This window comes from Bacillus sp. EB600 (genome assembly GCF_024494385.1).
Lineage (GTDB): Bacteria > Bacillota > Bacilli > Bacillales > Cytobacillaceae > JAEVLT01.
The window spans coordinates 25,219-42,311 of the sequence record NZ_JAEVLT010000015.1 but is presented as its reverse complement, the minus strand read 5'-3'; the positions used below and the strand labels follow the sequence as shown (position 1 = coordinate 42,311).

General features: G+C 38.0%; 18 protein-coding genes and 4 pseudogenes. 12 read left to right on the top strand and 10 right to left on the bottom strand.

Annotated elements, in window-relative coordinates:
• Nucleotides 1–68 precede the first annotated feature (68 nt).
• The 4 genes from JN080_RS15910 to JN080_RS15895 all read left to right on the top strand — a co-directional run bounded on the left by JN080_RS15910 (nucleotide 69) and on the right by JN080_RS15895 (nucleotide 3,061).
• Nucleotides 69–293: a FeoA family protein gene (locus JN080_RS15910; RefSeq protein WP_256236981.1), complete on the top strand. Its 225-nt coding sequence runs from the start codon at nucleotides 69–71 to the stop codon at nucleotides 291–293.
• Nucleotides 293–2,296 (top strand): ferrous iron transport protein B, encoded by a 2,004-nt coding sequence (gene feoB / locus JN080_RS15905; protein WP_256236980.1) that lies wholly within the window; start codon nucleotides 293–295, stop codon nucleotides 2,294–2,296. Before JN080_RS15910 ends, feoB begins: the two co-directional genes overlap by 1 nt.
• Before the next feature lie 21 nt (nucleotides 2,297–2,317).
• On the top strand, nucleotides 2,318–2,470 hold the full coding sequence (locus JN080_RS15900) for a FeoB-associated Cys-rich membrane protein (protein WP_256236979.1): 153 nt from the start codon (nucleotides 2,318–2,320) through the stop codon (nucleotides 2,468–2,470).
• Between the two features lie 108 nt (nucleotides 2,471–2,578).
• Complete coding sequence (locus JN080_RS15895; protein ID WP_256236978.1) at nucleotides 2,579–3,061, top strand: helix-turn-helix transcriptional regulator; 483 nt, start codon at nucleotides 2,579–2,581, stop codon at nucleotides 3,059–3,061.
• Nucleotides 3,062–3,229: 168 nt separating this feature from the next.
• Here JN080_RS15895 and JN080_RS15890 read toward each other — a convergent pair whose 3' ends face one another.
• Both JN080_RS15890 and JN080_RS15885 read right to left on the bottom strand, forming a co-directional pair.
• Entirely contained in the window at nucleotides 3,230–3,850 is a 621-nt protein-coding gene (locus JN080_RS15890; protein WP_256236977.1) for an NAD(P)-dependent oxidoreductase, read from the bottom strand.
• 286 nt (nucleotides 3,851–4,136) lie between these two features.
• Nucleotides 4,137–4,340 (bottom strand): alpha/beta-type small acid-soluble spore protein, encoded by a 204-nt coding sequence (locus tag JN080_RS15885; RefSeq protein ID WP_256236976.1) that lies wholly within the window; start codon nucleotides 4,338–4,340, stop codon nucleotides 4,137–4,139.
• A 351-nt stretch (nucleotides 4,341–4,691) separates the two neighbouring features.
• On the opposite strand from JN080_RS15885, the gene JN080_RS15880 reads away from it, so the two are divergent.
• Nucleotides 4,692–4,934, top strand: a complete 243-nt coding sequence (locus JN080_RS15880; protein ID WP_256236975.1) for a hypothetical protein — start codon at nucleotides 4,692–4,694, stop codon at nucleotides 4,932–4,934.
• A 46-nt stretch (nucleotides 4,935–4,980) separates the two neighbouring features.
• Here JN080_RS15880 and JN080_RS15875 read toward each other — a convergent pair whose 3' ends face one another.
• The 6 genes from JN080_RS15875 to JN080_RS15850 all read right to left on the bottom strand — a co-directional run bounded on the left by JN080_RS15875 (nucleotide 4,981) and on the right by JN080_RS15850 (nucleotide 11,610).
• On the bottom strand, nucleotides 4,981–5,910 hold the full coding sequence (locus tag JN080_RS15875; RefSeq protein ID WP_256236974.1) for a PucR family transcriptional regulator: 930 nt from the start codon (nucleotides 5,908–5,910) through the stop codon (nucleotides 4,981–4,983).
• A 134-nt stretch (nucleotides 5,911–6,044) separates the two neighbouring features.
• Nucleotides 6,045–6,236, bottom strand: a complete 192-nt coding sequence (locus tag JN080_RS15870) for a hypothetical protein (RefSeq protein WP_256236973.1) — start codon at nucleotides 6,234–6,236, stop codon at nucleotides 6,045–6,047.
• Between the two features lie 333 nt (nucleotides 6,237–6,569).
• Entirely contained in the window at nucleotides 6,570–7,781 is a 1,212-nt protein-coding gene (locus JN080_RS15865) for a YheC/YheD family endospore coat-associated protein (RefSeq protein ID WP_256236972.1), read from the bottom strand.
• Nucleotides 7,778–9,142: a YheC/YheD family endospore coat-associated protein gene (locus JN080_RS15860; RefSeq protein WP_256236971.1), complete on the bottom strand. Its 1,365-nt coding sequence runs from the start codon at nucleotides 9,140–9,142 to the stop codon at nucleotides 7,778–7,780. The genes JN080_RS15865 and JN080_RS15860 overlap by 4 nt, the downstream gene beginning before the upstream one ends.
• A complete protein-coding gene (locus JN080_RS15855; RefSeq protein WP_256236970.1) occupies nucleotides 9,120–10,223 on the bottom strand; it encodes a YheC/YheD family endospore coat-associated protein in 1,104 nt (367 codons plus the stop codon). The genes JN080_RS15860 and JN080_RS15855 overlap by 23 nt, the downstream gene beginning before the upstream one ends.
• A 1-nt stretch (nucleotide 10,224) precedes the next feature.
• On the bottom strand, nucleotides 10,225–11,610 hold the full coding sequence (locus tag JN080_RS15850; protein WP_256236969.1) for a YheC/YheD family endospore coat-associated protein: 1,386 nt from the start codon (nucleotides 11,608–11,610) through the stop codon (nucleotides 10,225–10,227).
• A gap of 185 nt (nucleotides 11,611–11,795) precedes the next feature.
• Between JN080_RS15850 and JN080_RS15845 the strand changes: the two genes are divergently transcribed.
• The 3 genes from JN080_RS15845 (at nucleotide 11,796) to JN080_RS15835 (ending at nucleotide 14,170) form a co-directional block, all read left to right on the top strand.
• Nucleotides 11,796–12,149, top strand: coding sequence for a YlbF/YmcA family competence regulator (locus tag JN080_RS15845; RefSeq protein WP_256236968.1), 354 nt, complete (start codon nucleotides 11,796–11,798; stop codon nucleotides 12,147–12,149).
• Nucleotides 12,150–12,321: 172 nt separating this feature from the next.
• Entirely contained in the window at nucleotides 12,322–13,191 is an 870-nt protein-coding gene (locus JN080_RS15840) for a Cof-type HAD-IIB family hydrolase (protein WP_256236967.1), read from the top strand.
• Between the two features lie 163 nt (nucleotides 13,192–13,354).
• A complete protein-coding gene (locus JN080_RS15835) occupies nucleotides 13,355–14,170 on the top strand; it encodes an enoyl-CoA hydratase (protein ID WP_305474003.1) in 816 nt (271 codons plus the stop codon).
• A 54-nt stretch (nucleotides 14,171–14,224) separates the two neighbouring features.
• Here the strand turns inward: JN080_RS15835 and JN080_RS15830 are convergent, their stop codons facing one another.
• Together JN080_RS15830 and JN080_RS15825 are read right to left on the bottom strand one after the other, a co-directional pair.
• A complete protein-coding gene (locus tag JN080_RS15830; RefSeq protein ID WP_256236966.1) occupies nucleotides 14,225–14,410 on the bottom strand; it encodes a YhzD family protein in 186 nt (61 codons plus the stop codon).
• Between the two features lie 138 nt (nucleotides 14,411–14,548).
• Nucleotides 14,549–14,818 (bottom strand): annotated as a pseudogene (locus tag JN080_RS15825) (RlmI/RlmK family 23S rRNA methyltransferase); the annotation flags it as partial.
• On the opposite strand from JN080_RS15825, the pseudogene JN080_RS15820 reads away from it, so the two are divergent.
• The 4 genes and pseudogenes from JN080_RS15820 to JN080_RS15805 form a co-directional block, all read left to right on the top strand.
• A pseudogene (locus JN080_RS15820) lies at nucleotides 14,811–14,918 on the top strand (hypothetical protein); the annotation flags it as partial. The pseudogenes JN080_RS15825 and JN080_RS15820 sit on opposite strands and share 8 nt — an antisense overlap.
• 2 nt (nucleotides 14,919–14,920) lie before the next feature.
• A pseudogene (locus tag JN080_RS15815) lies at nucleotides 14,921–15,157 on the top strand (sodium ABC transporter ATP-binding protein); the annotation flags it as partial.
• Nucleotides 15,153–15,680 (top strand): annotated as a pseudogene (locus JN080_RS15810) (ABC transporter permease); the annotation flags it as partial. The pseudogenes JN080_RS15815 and JN080_RS15810, both read left to right, overlap by 5 nt.
• 184 nt (nucleotides 15,681–15,864) lie before the next feature.
• On the top strand, nucleotides 15,865–17,082 hold the full coding sequence (locus JN080_RS15805) for a metallophosphoesterase family protein (protein ID WP_256236965.1): 1,218 nt from the start codon (nucleotides 15,865–15,867) through the stop codon (nucleotides 17,080–17,082).
• Nucleotides 17,083–17,093: the final 11 nt, after the last annotated feature.

Below are 17,093 nucleotides of genomic sequence, written 5' to 3'. Positions count from 1 at the left end.
TTTAATGGTAAAATAACGATATAAAAGATAATCATTCTCAATTAACAAATTTAAAGGGTGATAGATAGATGATTGCTGGATTAAAAGCAGGAGAAAAAGCAAAAATAATTAATTTGTCCCATGTTAGTCATCTTGTGCAAAGACGCTTACTTGACCTGGGCTTTACAGAGGGCTCCGAAGTTTCTTTAAAATCTGCTATGCCATTTGGCGGTCCAATAATGATTGAGTCGTGCGGACAATGTATCGGAATTCGTCGGAAAGAGGCAAATCAAATTGAAGTGGAGAGGTTATAATGGAGATTGCTCTAATTGGTAACCCCAATACTGGGAAAACTTCATTGTTCAATAATTTAACGGGTTCCTATGAATATGTAGGAAATTGGAGTGGCGTTACTGTCGAGAAAAAGGTTGGAGTAGTTAAAAATAATATTGGAAGATTAATTGACTTGCCAGGTGTTTATACGCTGAATCCGTTGTCAAAGGATGAAGGGGTTGTAACATCTTTCTTTCTGAATGATCCAATCGATCAATTACTTAATATTTTGGACGCTTCGCAGCTGGAGCGTAATTTACATTTAACATTGCAGCTGTTTGAATTCCAAAGACCTGTGCTTATTGGTCTTAATATGGTTGACGTTGCACGCAAACGCGGTATTGATATTGATGTAGACAGACTTTCAAAGACTCTGGGGGTCCCTGTGGTCCCTGTTGTGGCCCGAAGTGGCCAGGGTTGTGACCAGTTAATACAAGTTATTTCCACTAAAAAGGGACAAGCAACTAGCAAAGGTCTTGTCTATTATGGAGCGGAAGTCGAAGAAGCAATTGACCTCCTATCAAGTCAAATCAGCGGAAAAACAAAACATTCATTAAGATGGCTTGCCCTCCAATGGTTTGAAGGAAATAAATATGTTAAAGACTACCTGGTTCAAATCTTAGAAGCTGAAAAACTAGAAGTTATTTTTTCAAATTTGGAAGGAAAGCTAAGTCCGCAGTTGAAAGGCAAAACACTTGCTCATTATATTTACTTAAAAAGAAAGGAAGCGATTGATCAAATCGTTTCTGAAGCTGTCAGTAAAAGTAATGCTAAAATACCTTTAACTGAAAAAATTGACGCGATTGTGACGAACCGATACCTAGGGATGCCCATCTTTTTATTGCTTATGTATTTTATGTTTATGCTAACCTTTGATTGGCTTGGAACACCGCTTTCGGATGTCCTGGATTCATTTTTTACTGGCCCGCTAACAGTTGGCATGGAGAAAGTCTTAAGTATGATTCATGCTTCGACCTTTATCCATGATCTTATTATCAATGGATTAATAGCAGGTGTTGGCGGTGTGCTTGTTTTTGTTCCGCAAATTTTTATTCTATTTTTCTTTATTTCACTATTAGAGGATTCCGGCTATATGGCCCGTGTTGCACTAGTCATGGACCGAGTAATGGAATCAGTTGGACTAAACGGTAAGGCCTTTATACCGATGATTATTGGATTTGGCTGCAACGTTCCTGGAATTATGGCAGCCCGAACAATTGAAACGCCACGGGAAAGGCTCCTAACTGTTCTACTAACACCATTAATGTCCTGTTCTGCACGACTGCCTGTTTATGCACTATTTGTTGGCGGCTTTTTTGCTGGACATAAGGCCATGATTGTTTTGAGTCTTTATGTGTTAGGAATTGTTGTTGCGTTAATTTTAGCAAAGATTTTTTCTTCGACAATATTAAAGTCGGAAACCTCTTTGTTTGTGATTGAACTGCCGCCATATCGGCTGCCGCAGTTCCAATCATTATGGAGAAGTACCTGGGATAAAGGAAAAGGGTTTATTCGAAAAGCGGGTACCTTTATTTTTGCGGGGTCCGTGTTCATCTGGCTTTTGTCCTATGCTGGACCTGGCGGCTTAAAGGTTAACATGGACGATAGCTATCTTGCAGCAGTCGGCAATGTGATTGCTCCACTTTTCACACCGATTGGATTTGGAACATGGCAGGCATCGGCTTCTCTAATAACAGGTTTTTTAGCAAAAGAATCGATTATTTCGACGATGAATATTATTTACTTTGTGCCAAAGGGTGGAAGCTTGCAAGGAATTCTTACGGGCTATTATACACCACTTGCCGCATTTAGCTTTATGGTCTTTATCTTGTTATATATTCCATGCTTAGCAACAACAGCTACAATCTATAAAGAAACAGCTTCAAAAAAATGGACAGCCTTTTCCATCATCTATGCACTTGCCATTGCCTATATTTTATCCATTGTCATTTATCAAGGCGGTAGATTACTTGGATTGGCGTAAAAATAAAAAGAGGTGGGACATATGATTGCCAGCATTGTGATTGGCACAGCTATTTTTGGTTATGCAGGCTGGGCCTTTACACGATTTATCAAAAAGTCGAAAAAAGGAAAATGTGCGGCATGTTCAATTAATGAATCATGTTCAAGCAATTGTGAAGTACCTATAAGTAAGTAATCAAAAACTGCTGTCAGTCCGACAGCAGTTTTTTTGCAGCAGGACACTTTAAAAAATAAATATATTTGTTTAAAATTACACTTAGAGAAACGAAGGGAAGGGCCTTAAGTGAACAGGGAAGAAATTATTATCCAGGTGTCGGATAAACTTCGGCTGATCCGGACAGAAGCCGGCTATACACAGGATAAAATGGCTGAAATAGTTGGTATTTCTAAGAAGACCCTTGTACAAATTGAAAAGGGCCGAGTCCATGCCAACTGGTCGACTGTGGTATCCATTTGTGCTTTGTTTCGGGAAACGGAAACGGTTCTTTTTTTGTTTGGAAGTGAGCCGCTTGAGGTATTGGAAACAGTGGCTCGGGAGGGGATTGATTTTCGCAAAAGAAAAACGTTCAGTCCTAGGGTGTGGTGGAAACAGCTTGCAAAGAAAAATGATTATATCCTGCAGCAAAACATTCTTAGTAAACACTTTCGAATTATAGATGAAAAAAGCTATCGAATCTTTAGCAGTTTTGATGAATCGTATTCGCGGTTGCGCTTCAAGGAATTAACAAGTGCTAAAAATAAAACTAAGAAGAAAAGTGAGAAGTAGGCGAGGATGATTCCGCGCCTTTTTTTCTTTTTGTACAAATGTTTAAAGCTGATTTTACCATTCATACTGTCATTGCCCTGTGCAAGGTTATGGTTGAAAAAGGTGTGGTGACCGTCAAGGGCTCATTTGAATAAAGATCTGGATCAAAACAGGACTCCCAAATCGGAATTAATAGGTTAACCCAACGCGCTCCCTGATAAATTCTCGACTCTCAAGCTGCTTATAAGCAAAATCAGCTGTGTCATAAATAGAAATAGATGATGGGTTTAGCGGGAGATAATTTTTCTCGTATCGATAGACCCCCATTCTTTCACCTGTAGGTAAATACGTCGGGCAGACAATGGTCCAATCTAGTCCGGAATCTTTTAAAGTTATGTAAGCTTTTAAATGTTCTTCAGCATCCTTTGTTGTTTTTCGTTTTGATTCAGCTGCCTGAAACCGATAAATGCGGGGATTCGAACGGGCCTGAAGGATACCGGCAGTGCCAATCGTAATAATCCTCTGAATACCCTGCATTTTCATTTGGTTTACAATGATTGGCGTGGCATTGGAAAGAGTGGTGCTGCCATCGGTATTCAGAGCGCTGATCACCGCATTGGTCCCCTTTAACGCTTCAGCTAAATCTTTTTCATTTAAAGCATTTCCTTCAATAACCTGAAGGTTAGGATGGTCGATCGTTAGTTTATTTCTGTCCCTTACAACGACATGAACGAAATGGTGTTGGGACAAAGCACTTTCCAAGATGACGGAACCTACTCGCCCTGTGGCACCTAAAAGACAAAAATTCATAAAATATTCACTCCATTGTCACAAAACAGAAGCTTTCTCTACTTTAAAAAGGTCTGAATTATGTTAAATTGAAAATAAATTTACATAAATATTCTTAATGGGGTGGGGAAAAATGGATTTCTCGGTTGTTCTAGCCATTGGAAGTGTTATGATTCTTGCTTATTATATCGTATATATGATTGCTAAACCTTAAGTTGCAGACAAATGTCTGCATTTTTTTTGAATTAATGGAGCCCCTTCCAAAACGGAAGGGGCTCAGCCATTTTATTCAATTTAATTTAATAAATTAACGTTGGAATCCGCCAAGTTGTGATTCAGCCATTGAAACAAGGCGTTTTGTAATTTCTCCTCCAACAGAACCATTGGCACGAGATGTAGTATCTGCTCCTAATTGAACTCCAAACTCTGAAGCAATTTCATACTTCATTTGATCAAGTGCTTGTTGTACGCCTGGGACAAGAAGTTGATTAGAGTTGCTATTGTTTGCCATAAATGAATAACACTCCTCTTTATAATTTTGGGGTTAGTATGGAATTGAACCACTTATGGAAAAATAAATCCATTGCCACCACGGCCTAACCCATATTATCAATGTTTAAAAATAACTTTGATAAATCATTAATTATCAGGAGAAACAATCGTTTAATATGGCCATAATTCTTAACTCACTTGATTTTTGGTGCTAAAGCTTAAATTTGCTTTGTACTGTTTATTATGTTTAAAACAAATGGACCTATTCTTTTTTATTATTGGTAATTTATACCGCCAAAAGCCTTTTACATACCGATTAGCTAATAACACAAACTATAAGAAATAGTTAAATGATAAAGGGTGTGAGTATATGCCGATTTGTCCAATATGTAATGGATTACGAACAATCAATATTAGATGTAAACATTGTGGAAATGAAATGCTTGATCGGGGAAAAGTAATGGATTATTACGATGATTATAGTCCTTACATGGATATAGAATTAATGAAAATGGAGGATGGATATCCTGATACCCATGCACAACATAAGTGTCCCCACTTATACAGCTGCCAAAACTGTTTAAATGATGAAATTGTTTTCATAAAAGAATAACCTCCTATCGCAACGAGGTTATTCTATAATGAACGCTTCCGCTTTTCTATTCTTTTGATTCGAAAACAAGGCAAGCTAAAAAAACAGTAAAAGCACTATAAAAATCTTTTAATTGGATTCCAGTTTTCTCCGTAAATTTATCAACGCGGTATTGCAATGTATTCCGATGAACATAAAGTTTTTTTGCTGTTAAGCTCGCATTTAAATTATTTTCAAGAAATGCCTTTATCGTAGAGAACATTTCCGAGTCTTCTTGAAATACGTCAACGAATGCTTTGTTGAGCTTCTGTTTTAGCAATTTGGGCAAATGGTAGGCAACGTAGATTGGAAAAACTCGTTCAAAAGAAAATACCTGTTCTTTTTGAAGCGTATTTTGTGCAAACGTGAAAAATTCCTTTTCCTCTTGGAAAATCTCAGCTAATTGATTTGTAAAAAGGTGCTGCTTTCCATAATAAAATAAAATTTTGATAAAAAAGTCACTTTCTACTGTTTCAATCATTGCGATTAATTCTTTTTCAGACAGGGATGTTGATTTATAATGGTGGCATTCAATGATAATACCTGTGTTTCCATTTTCCCAAATAATAAGAACTTCATCTGAAAAGAAGCCTCTTAATCCGGATTCAATTTCCATTTTTTCTATTTCATTTTTGTTTAAATGAAATTGGACTATCCGTATGTAAAAGCCTGATTTATTGGCAGGCGGTTTTCCATTTAAAAATAAAAAATCATGCCAGAGTATTGCTTGGGGTGACAGGGAATTAGACTCAGACATGAGGGGGATCGGCTCATAAAAATCGTATAGTGTTTTAAGTAAAGTAAATTCCTTTTCACTTAAATCAGTTCGAGGGATACCAATCCATTCATTTTTTGAACGATCAAAGAAAAAATAAAAATGTCCGGATGATAACGATTGGGCTGGTTTGTCTTGAACTAAAACAGCATTTGGAAATAAAGCAAGCAATTTTGTAAACATGAACATATCTCCATATAAGCATAATTCCCTCTATTATAACAATGATTAGAAATAGGGAAAAGTTCCAATCACAAAGTAAGGCTGAAGCATTAAAGGTATTTCTCCTACTGCTTCAGCCTTAAAAAGTGTGGTTCTTAATCCCACTTATTTGGTGGTAATTCTTCATATAAGTCATGGGCTTCCTCAATATTTGCTGAATCATCACGATTATGCACTGAACCTCCGGATAAGCCTTCATTAATCATTCTGTCAATGTCCAAAAAGGCTTTGTCCTTTCCTTCGTATAATGAATCGGGCAAGCCTTTTGTCTCATTGTCCTTTTTCATACAGCCACTCCCTTTTTTTGAAAAGATAAGTTTAAAAGTTTGAACATGGATAACTGTCTAGCTCCAGCGCCCAGCGTCTAGTGGACTTCGCCCACCTTCCCTACGATAAGTCAACATCGAATCGCTTACGCTCTTCGTGTTGTCTAGCTCCAGCGCCTAGGGGGCTCGAGGTCGCTTCGGTCCTGCCGATGAAGTCAAGGAGCAGACTTCACCGTCAGGCCCTCCAGCGCTTGTCTCCCCTGACCAAGGCGCTTCCGCTTTTCTTTTCCTTATCTCAGTCGGTGTGCTCCATTCCATACGCCGCTGAACGGACGCTTTCGCTTTTCTTGTTTATTATTCCGCACTATTTGAATTTTCATGTATGAAAGAAAAGTTGGTAAGTTGAAAAAACAACCGGCACAGCTGTTCAATTTTCTTTCCCTCTATTTCAATTTCGTCAAAGCTCATTGGTTTTGAATTTACTTCATAGAGATAGTAGTCGCCACTCATACTGATCCCAGCATCGATTGAAAACTCTCCGAAAAAACCATAATTTTCTGTTAAAGCTTCACCAATTTGGTTAACAGCAAAGGTAATGAATTGATCAAGTTCATCCGAATGGAACATATCATAAGGGAGGAGCTTTCCCCCATTGGGAACATGGGTAGTAATATTTTGTCCTTGTGCTTGCCTAATCCCCACCCCGGTAACCATATAGCCATCCGCTTTTGCGTGTGCTAAGATCCGAAAATCAAATTTTTTACCCTCATACCTGGCTGAATCTACTTCTTCTTGAACAAGATATTGTTTCTGGATAAGTTCTGTTTCCCAGTCGTTCCAAAAATCCGAAAAGGAAGGATAAATTTTCTTTCTTTTTAGGCCTTCCAAGCTTAGCGTTAGTGAGTCGGTATACGCTAGGCGGAAAATACCTTTTCCTTGAGCCGAATGGGAAGGCTTTAAGTACACACATTTATGTTTTTCTAAAAAAGAAAAGAGGGTCTGTCTATTGGCGGCAAGTTCAGTTTTAGGAAGATAGTTCAGTAAGGTCGCGTGGTTTTGCAAAAGACAATAAAGATCGAATTTATCGATAAAACAGGGGTTGAAAAAAGGAATATTTTTCAATTTTAAAATTGAAAAGAAAGCTTGGCATCGGTCTTCTTGTTCTACTTTTCGAAACGGTATCCGGTTGTAGACCAGATCAGGAAAGGGAGCCTTTATCTTTTTCCAATGATTATGATTCGGTAAAAGAATGTACCCATTAATATAGTCATCCATTACATCTTCAGGCGTGAAGATGTAGCTTAAGCCGCCATGTAAAAGGATCGATTTTTGAATCTTGATAAACAGAGCACTGTTCCCTGTTATGGTCCCATCTGCTTTTCTTGCTGTCATGATTCCAATGACCGGACCCGCATGGCCTTTTTCCAATTGTAAAGAAAAGCTCAAATCATTGTTTAGTAGTGCTTTATAATATGGGAGAGGGAGTTTATCCCCTCCAAAAGTGACAGCGGTCTTAACACTTGTTTGATACCATTTGGAAGCAACCCTGTCATAGAATATTTTCATTTATAAATGTCCTCAGGATACATGATCGACTGTTCTGTCAAAAAAATCGCAAAGGCCATCGATAACTTTCGAGTTAATAGGTCAAAATCCTTTAATTCGGGGTGTTTAAAAATAGATCTGCCCGGTTTAGAGTTTGCCTCAAACAGCCAGACATCACCGTTCCGATCGATACCTAAATCAAACCCAATCTCACCAATAATTCCTTCTATATTTCTTTCTAATGCTTTGCTGAGCTGGAGTGACACGGTGGTAAGCTTTTCTTTATATTGCTGGCTCTCATCTTTTGCAAAAATCTCTTCAAGGGTTTTAATTTCACCTCCGCTGCGGACATGTGTCGTCACACTGCCGGCTCCGGCAATTTTTGCAGCGATTGCGGTTACTTTCCATTCACCGTTATCATCTTTATTGGTATGAACCCTAAAGTCGATAATACGCTGTTCATATCGAAGTAAATGGATCCCTTGTTGAACCAAAACCTTCTCAAGGTTTTGGTGGGCAAAAACTGATTTGAACAGGGTCTCAAGACTTGAGAATTTCCGAAGGCGATTTACTCCTTTATACTCCTGATAACGGCAAAAATAATCATTCTTGTGTTTGTCATAAATAACCTGATGAACACCAAGGCCAAGGCTGCCGTTTATTGGTTTTACAAAGATATGGCCATAATCGGAAAGCATTCTTTCAATCATGGAGAAAGAGGAAAAAGAGTGGGTCTCGGGCAAATACCTCGCCACCGAGGACTCCTGCTGCAATCGTTCATGAATATCCAACTTATTGAAAAAGCCTGGGTTATACCATGGGATTAGATAATCCTTTTGCAACTGTTCTTTAACTGATTTTTGCAAAGGGTTTCTTTCGCTTTTTCGATTTGGAAGACGATCATAAATAACATTTGGAAATGGGACATCAAATGCCCTCCATTCATGTTCATGAAAGAAATATCCTTTTATAAGTCCATGTTCCCAATCAATATGCTGTTCACCAAACACAAAGGAGAGTACACCAACTGTTTTGTTTACTGAAAGAAGCTTTGAGAAAAAGACCGAGCGTTCTCCGATTGGACGATAGGGAAAAGGAGTAAACCCTGCTGTAAAAATCCCAATTAAAGGACCGATATACATAGTTTGATTTTCAAAAAATAAATGTAAGGGAAAGCTGAAATCAGGAAAATGGAGGGCATCGGAAACTTTTTCACTTAAGATAATTCGCGTTTTTTTTTCTGTTAGGGGGATAAACTCCACTTCCATCGATTTAGAGCCAAAAGCAATTCTTTTTAATGAACGCCCTTCAATGAGATGTGACGGGCAAGCTACAACCGCTTGATCATCTTTACTAATTTCAATGAGATAGCGTTTTCGCATAAAAGTTCTTCCTTTCCTTATGATCGGATTTAGTTAGGAGCTTCCCATAAAGAAGAGGGGCCAAGTATAAGCTTTCTTTTAAATCTGGTGTATTGCTTAAGACCACTTTTCTACCAGGCTTTGAATTTGCATCAAGAATCCAAAGGGAACCATTTTTTGCATACCCGATATCAAGTCCGATCTCAAATAGTGGCATAAACATTTTTTCCAATACCTTGGTCAGGTTTGTAATAATGTATTCGAGTTCCTGATAAATATAATCTTTTGTTGCTGGGGGAAATGTGGACACCCACGAGTCAATGTCACTAACTGTACCTCCGGCACTTAAATTGGATAGAAGTCCCCCGGTAATACCTGTACGAATTCCTTTTCCACGTTCCGCCCAATGCCCGTTTTCATCCTTTTGCAGGAGTATTCTGATATCAAAGGGCTGCAATTCATTATTTGATAATTCAAGATAAGGTTGAACTAAATACTTTCGCTGTTGAATGAGCGGCTTTAACCATTGCAGCAATTTTTTTTCATTTGGAAAAATCCGTGAAATAATCTTTTTTTGTTTTTCTGTTTTGACGTGATAATTTTTTGTCTGCTTCTTTACATAATAAATACCATAGCCTTGGGAACCATTAAAGGGTTTTAAAATCAGCTTTTTGTGTTTAAGCAATTCTGTTAAGACTATCTCCTCATCAGAAACAAATTGGGAGTAGGGTAAATAAGGGGATAATATCGAATTTTTTAGCGATTCGTAGAGTTCTAGTTTATTAGGCAATCCATACCCTAAGAAAGTAATATCATTTCTGCTTTTTAGCCAAGATACAATCGGCATGCACTGCTTTGAATGCTCATCATCTCCATAAAAGCAACGGTCGTAGAGGAGTGCGGGGAGCGGACTCTCACTATCTTCCCAAAGCAAGGATAAAGGATTAAACCTTTTTCCTTTCACCATATGTGTGATCGGATCGATGCTTGTTGGGAGAAAACGAAAACATTCCATCTCATAGGTGCCAGCACGCTTTGCCATTTCGGTAAAATAAGTATGTTCACTTTCCAAGTTTAACGACATAATTCCAAATGTGATCATGTCAATATTCCTCCATTTCCAATACCCCATCAAGGGCCAGTTTCGTGCAAAATTGAATAATGGCCTTTGCTGAAGGTCTTATTTTTGTCAGAGTGTCTTCGAAGTTTTTGGAGGGTTTAGAATTCACTTCAATAATCCATGGCTTCCCAGTGTCGTCAACCCCAATGTCAATTCCAAGTTCACCTGTAACCCCGTTTGTATTTCGGCTGATAATATATGCTGCCTCAATGGAAAGTTCCCTCATGACAGAAAGTATTTGCAAGGACGTTTCCTGGTTAAAACAAGTAGTGAGAGCAAGTAAAGGCTTCATGATCTTTCCACCCTTTGCGAGATTGGAGACAAGCTGCTGTTCCGCGGAAATTCGGGCCACTAGGGAGGTAACTTCCCATAAATTATCCTGATTTCTATGAACGAGTACTCTAAAATCCATCGATTTATCCTGATATTTCACAAGAGGTATTCCTTGTTGAATAATATAAATTCTATTATGAAGAAACGGTTTTAATTGATAAAATACTTCTTTTGTTAAATATTTCTTGGTTGGTTGATTTGGAAGGGGATCCTTTGAAGTCTGAAAAATAATGTTTTCACCCTCTTTTACTAACTTAATAATGTTCCGACCTTGACTGCCGTGTACGGGTTTAATAAAAACAGAATCATATTGATCAATTAATTCATGAAGGGCTTCCTGTGATAGGAGGCGGGTTTCTGGGATAGATGGTTGGATGTGGTTTTCAAGCATTAAGTGCTGATACACCTCCCATTTGGATAGAAAGCGGTCATTAAACAAAGGGATACCAAACCGTTCAAGACTGCCGCGAAACTTTTTAAATAATGCAGTCTGTTCACTTTTTCGGGAATGGATGCGATTATAGATAACATCCGGAAAAGGGAGCTTAGCAAAAACCCATTTATCATTTTCAAAATAATATCCATCCACACCTTCGTCTGAAAAATCATGATAGTTAAAAACATAAAAAAATCCGCCAACCTTTGTTGCTGTTTGATGGAGCTCCTTGCAAAATGTATGAATAGAACGAAAATTTGGCTCTTCTGCTTGATTTGATTGAAATTCAGTCACTAATGCGACGATTGGACCTAGATAAAGAATTTGTTTTGATACAATATGCTTTGCTAGGAAGTTAATGTTTATAAAAGGCATTGAAAGCACATGTAAGATCGGTTCTGAAAGGTGAATTTCATCACGCGGGATGTTTCTTGCTTCGACTTTTACCAATTTCATTTTTTTTCCGAAATAGATGTGCAATTCATGATTCTTATTGATACCTAATCGATTGATTAAATTACTAGACAAATAAATTTGCTCATCATGATCGTTTACCGCCTTGATGGGAACGATTTTAATGGGGGCTAAATAAACTGACATAATCACTCCTCATTCGCATGTAAATCTTTTGAAAAATGGGCATATGCTGATATAGTATCGTATGTGATGGGCAGTGTGGATGTGAAAGCTGCAAAGGTTAAAAAATGAAGTTGTGAACCTTCTCGCAATTCCATGCATAGTTTGTTATAGTCTAATGGTATTGTAATTGTAAAGGAGTGGAAATAATGGCAGTAAACTTATATGATGCCGCCCGTGAATTAGAGAAAGTGATTCGTCAAAGCGATGAATATAAACAATTAACACAAGCCTATGCTGAAGTAAATGCCGATGAAGCGGCAAAAAGAATGTTTGATAGTTTTAGGAAAATGCAAATGAACCTACAGCAGAAACAGATGATGGGGCAAGACATTACTCAGGCAGAGGTTGAACAGGCACAAAAAACGGTTGCACTGGTTCAGCAAAATCCGAAAATCTCCCATCTAATGCAAGCGGAACAACGAATGAGTACGGTAATCGGTGAATTAAATCAATTGATCATGAAGCCGCTAGAAGAGCTATACGGAACACCTCAATATTAATGTTTATAGCTTATATGAAGCTTTCGGTGAAAAAGGCCGAGAGCTTTGTTTTTTTTAATAAAAAATTTGGTTAGCCCTGTTATCTGTCCTTATATAATGCCGTGTTCTATAACGACAGGTAAGTTCATAAAAGTGATATAAGGATATTTCACCAAGAACAGGGGGCAACAGGATGATTTATCGCTTACTTGCTTTAAATATTGATGGAACACTACTCCAATCAAATGGCAGGCTCCACAAGTCAACAAAGGATGCGGTTGAATATGTCCAACAAAAGGGTATTGTTGTATCGATCGTAACCTCACGAAGCTTTCCCTCAGCAAAAAAGGTGGCAAGGGCATTAAAAATTAAAACACCGCTCGTTACTCATCAGGGTGCCTATATTGCAAGCTTACAAGATGCACCTATTTATGTAAAAAGATTAACTGAAGAAATCACATATGATGTTGTCTGCTTTTTAGAGGTATTACCGTGTCAAATTAGATTAGTACATGAGCAGTTTTCCCTTGCAAATAAATTAAAACTGAATAACAACCTATTAGTAAGAACCGTCTTTACCTCAGGCGACCCTGTATTATATTCTCAGCAATTTGTAAGTTCCTTGAGCGAACATCTACATGGTCAGCCTATCACTCCACCAAAGATTGAAGTTTACTTTGAAGAGAAAAAGGATCTGCAGGACACCAAATTAGCTCTTAGTAAAATGTTTCCGGAAATAGAAATCATTGAATTGGACCCATTGCGGTTGGATATAGTTCCAAATGGTTGTTCGAAACTCAGTGGATTAGCTTATTTAGGAAGACAACTTGGAATTGGTTTGCATGAAATGGTTGTGATCGGAGATGGACTCGATGATATTCCAATGTTGGAGGCTACCGGACTTGGGGTTGCAATGGGAAATGCCGATTTCCCAGTTAAAAGAGCCGCAGATTGGATCACAAGATCCGAAAATGAACATGGTGTGGCCTACATGGTAAAGGAACATTTCCGAAAACAGCAGCCAATTGAGTTTTTACGAAAAATGAAAATAATTAAGAAGTGAAAACGGTGATATCACGGGCCTCTGCTTGTGATATCTTTTTCTATATAGCAAGCATTGAAAACTTTTCCGTCATTTAGGCTATAGCACTTTTCTTATGTGAAAAATTTTCAATATTTTTCGAAAACTTGTTTTGATTCTGTCAGATTCCATTTATAATGGGGGTATGATAGCTGGAGGAGGGGGTTCGATATTGACTAACTATGTAACTGATAAAGTAAATGTTAAGGTGAGTAACCGCGTTGCAGTAGTTGAATTGAACAGTCCGAAAAATCTTAATGCACTAGACATGGGAATGCTCAAGGGATTAGTTTCCAAGCTAAAAGAAATTAGCGAATCAGATGATATTGATATTGTCGTGTTAAATGGAAATGGAAGGGCTTTCTCAGCAGGCGGGGATATAAAGTGGTTGAGTTCGCCAATAGCAGAAAATGAATTTATTTCGTTTATGGACTGCATTAATGAAGTAATCATTACCCTTTATGGAATGTCAAAATTGACTATAACTACTGTTTCAGGAGCTGCTGCAGGACTTGGTCTGAGTTTGGCGTTAGCGACAGATTATATTATTGCAGACAAAGACAGCAAATTGGCCATGAATTTTATTGGTATCGGTCTAATACCGGATGGCGGGGGTCATTTCTTTTTAGAAAAAAAAATTGGTGAAACGAGGGCTAAACAGCTTATTTGGGAAGGAAAGCAATATAGTGCTGAAGAAGCACTGCAAATTGGTTTCATTCAGGAGGTTGCAGAAGCTGGACTTCAAGCAGCATTGGATGCCCGGATAGAGGATTGGCTGCATCGTCCAATTCAAGCCATGATTCGATCAAAAAAAATTCTTGCTGAAAAGAATCGACCACAGTTATTAAAAGTATTGGAACTTGAGAAATATGGACAACTCAAAATGCGGGAAACATTTGACCATAAGGAAGGAATCCAAGCGTTCCTTGAAAAAAGACCTCCTAGGTTTATAGGAAAATAAGAAAATTCACTAGCTGGTGCTAGAAAGTAAAAAAAGAAGCAACCAGCTTCTTTTTTATGAGTGAAAAAGGACTAGTTTTCCACTAGAGGAAGTACAGCGGTGTGTTTTTTCTGTTAAACTTTTTTCAGTTAACATCTTTGTTCCTAATTCTTTAGCAGTTTCATCATTTTCAGCTTGAAATGCTTCATCGATAATTTTTTCTCCATTTGGTTCAAAAGCAGTTAATTTGTAAGTTTTCATTTGTTACCCTTCTTTTAGTAAGATGATGTTTTATCTATTTTTACATAATTGCTAATATTTTTCAATAATTAGAATTTTTAATTTTTTATATCCGCAAAAAACGAGAGGAGGAATATAAATGGTGACCGTCTTTCCTTAGGCATACTTATCACGAATCGTTCTCCTCACATCGCGCTGATCGAGAAAAACCCCGACCATTGCCTCTTCATTTAAGTATACGGCGAAATTAACCCCATTTTCTTTCACTATAATCGGGAACTGTCCTCTTTCACCATCAACAAATCCATCTTCTTCAATATATTATCCCTCTGCACTAAAGCGCTTCTTCTGGTAAACTGCTTTATAATCAACTAGATTCTTTAGTGAAGCAAGTACATAGTCGTAATACTTATAAATCCCTTTATTAAATGCGTTTTCTTATACCGGGGCATTTTCTATTTTTGCAGCATTAGGCGGAGCTGTAAAAACAACGAGTGTTGACCTCGCTAATCGTAGTTTGCAGAAGACGTGACAACCATTGTATTTTCAAGTCACAGGATGGAGCATGTTGAGGAAATGTGTGAACATCTTTGTATTCTGCAAAAGGGAAAAACAATTGTTCATGGCTCCTTAAAAAAAATAAAACGTGATTTTGGTAAAAAAAATCTCGTCATTCACGCAGATTTTTCGATGGATTCATTAAAAGTCTTCCCCGGTGTAACGCATGCAAAGGAAACAGCCGAAGGGATTCATTTACAAATTACAGGTGGCTGTACTATTATCGTCTGGTTATTTTTCACTAAAACAAAATATGTCAACATTGCAAGGTGGATTCATTAAATCATTTGGCTTTGAACACATTCCTGTAGCAACCATCGTCTATGCGGTTATCTTTTTTATTCTTGGCTATTTCTTATATGCAACGCTTGCCGCATTATTAGGATCGCTTGTCAGCCGAATTGAGGATGTCCAGCAAATGATCACTCCGATGACAATGCTTGTTGTTGCTGGCTTTATAATTGCCATGTTTGGACTGGGAAAACCCGATTCTCCGGTTATCACGGTTACTTCGTACATTCCTTTCTTCACACCGATGATCATGTTCTTGCGGGTAGGAATGTTAACGATCCCAGCCTGGGAGGTTCTTTTAAGAATTTGCTTGCTAATCGCAACGATCCTAATCTTAGCGGTATTTGGCGCACGGGTGTATCGAGGCGGCGTATTAATGTACGGAAAGTCTAGTTCCTACAAAGATATTAAAAAGGCGTTGCAGCTTACAAAAACCAAGTGAAAATGGAATCAAAAAGGGTCTATTTCACGAAGGAAGGATACCATTGTTTTAATGGTAAATCTGTTTTCGGGATTAGACCTATTTATATTTTCAAAATATCAGACGTGCTTCCACTTTTAAAGAACGTGCATTCGCTTTTTTGAAATGTTAAAATAAAGAAAAAGATCTTGAGAGGAATAAGTGAATGAAAAAAGTTACGTTTATACACGCAGCTGATTTGCATTTGGATAGTCCAATGGTTGGTCTAAAGCATTTACCAGAGCCTATTTTTAAAAGAATTAAGGAGAGCACATTTGTTGCACTAAAAAAGCTTACACAATCAGCACTCGAAAAAAAGGTTGATTTCGTTATCCTTGCAGGAGATTTATTTGATGGAGAGGATCGGAGCCTTAGGGCACAGTCCAGGCTTCGAACGGAAATGCTGAGGCTGGAGGCTAAGGGTATTCCCGTCTATGTTGTCCATGGAAATCATGATCATTTAGGAGGCACATGGGTAAATCTTGATATGCCTGCAAACGTTCATGTTTTTTCAAGTGATGTCGAAGTAAAAACACTAACAACAAAAAGCGGCATCGCTGTGAATTTCTATGGCTTTAGTTACTTGCAGCGTCATGTTTATGATCGGAAAATCGATCACTATCTCAGGCAAGAGGGAGCAGACTTTCACATTGGGATTCTTCATGGTAATGAGGGCCAGAACAAAATGCACGGAAATTACGCTCCGTTTTATTTGAAAGAACTACTGGACAAACAATTTAATTATTGGGCATTAGGTCATATACATAAACGAACCATTTTATCGGAACATCCATTGATCGTATATCCAGGCAATATACAGGGGCGGAATAAGAAAGAAACAGGAATGAAAGGTTTTTACCACGTTTCGCTCACAGAGCTTGACGATAAGCTCGAGTTTGTTGAATCCTCTGATGTTATTTGGGATGAGGCCGTAATTGATGCGAAAGGAGCAAAGAGTTTTCAGGATGTACTGCAGTTATGCCATGTGGCAATCAATGAATATCGAAGAAATAACGCTGGTACATTATTAACCCTCCATTTGAATAATATCCATATAGAAGATAGCAGTGAAAGAAGAGTTTTAGACGGGGAACTAGTAGAGCTTCTTCAGGAAGAGGAAAGAGATGAAGAGTCGTTCGTATGGATTGTAGACCTTACTGTGCAGGAAGAGCTTTCTATCGATAAAGACCGTTTAAAGAATGAAAATGGATTTTATCAGGAGCTGTTAGAAACGGCAGAGGGTCTTCATCCAGAACAGGCCTTAGCAGCTTTATATGAGCATTCTTTAGGGAGAAAATATTTATCTCCACTATCAACTGAAGATCAGCAGCAATTACTAGAGAAGGCAGAGAATCTGTTAATCAAGCTTCTCATTCAATCCTAACTACAGAAAGG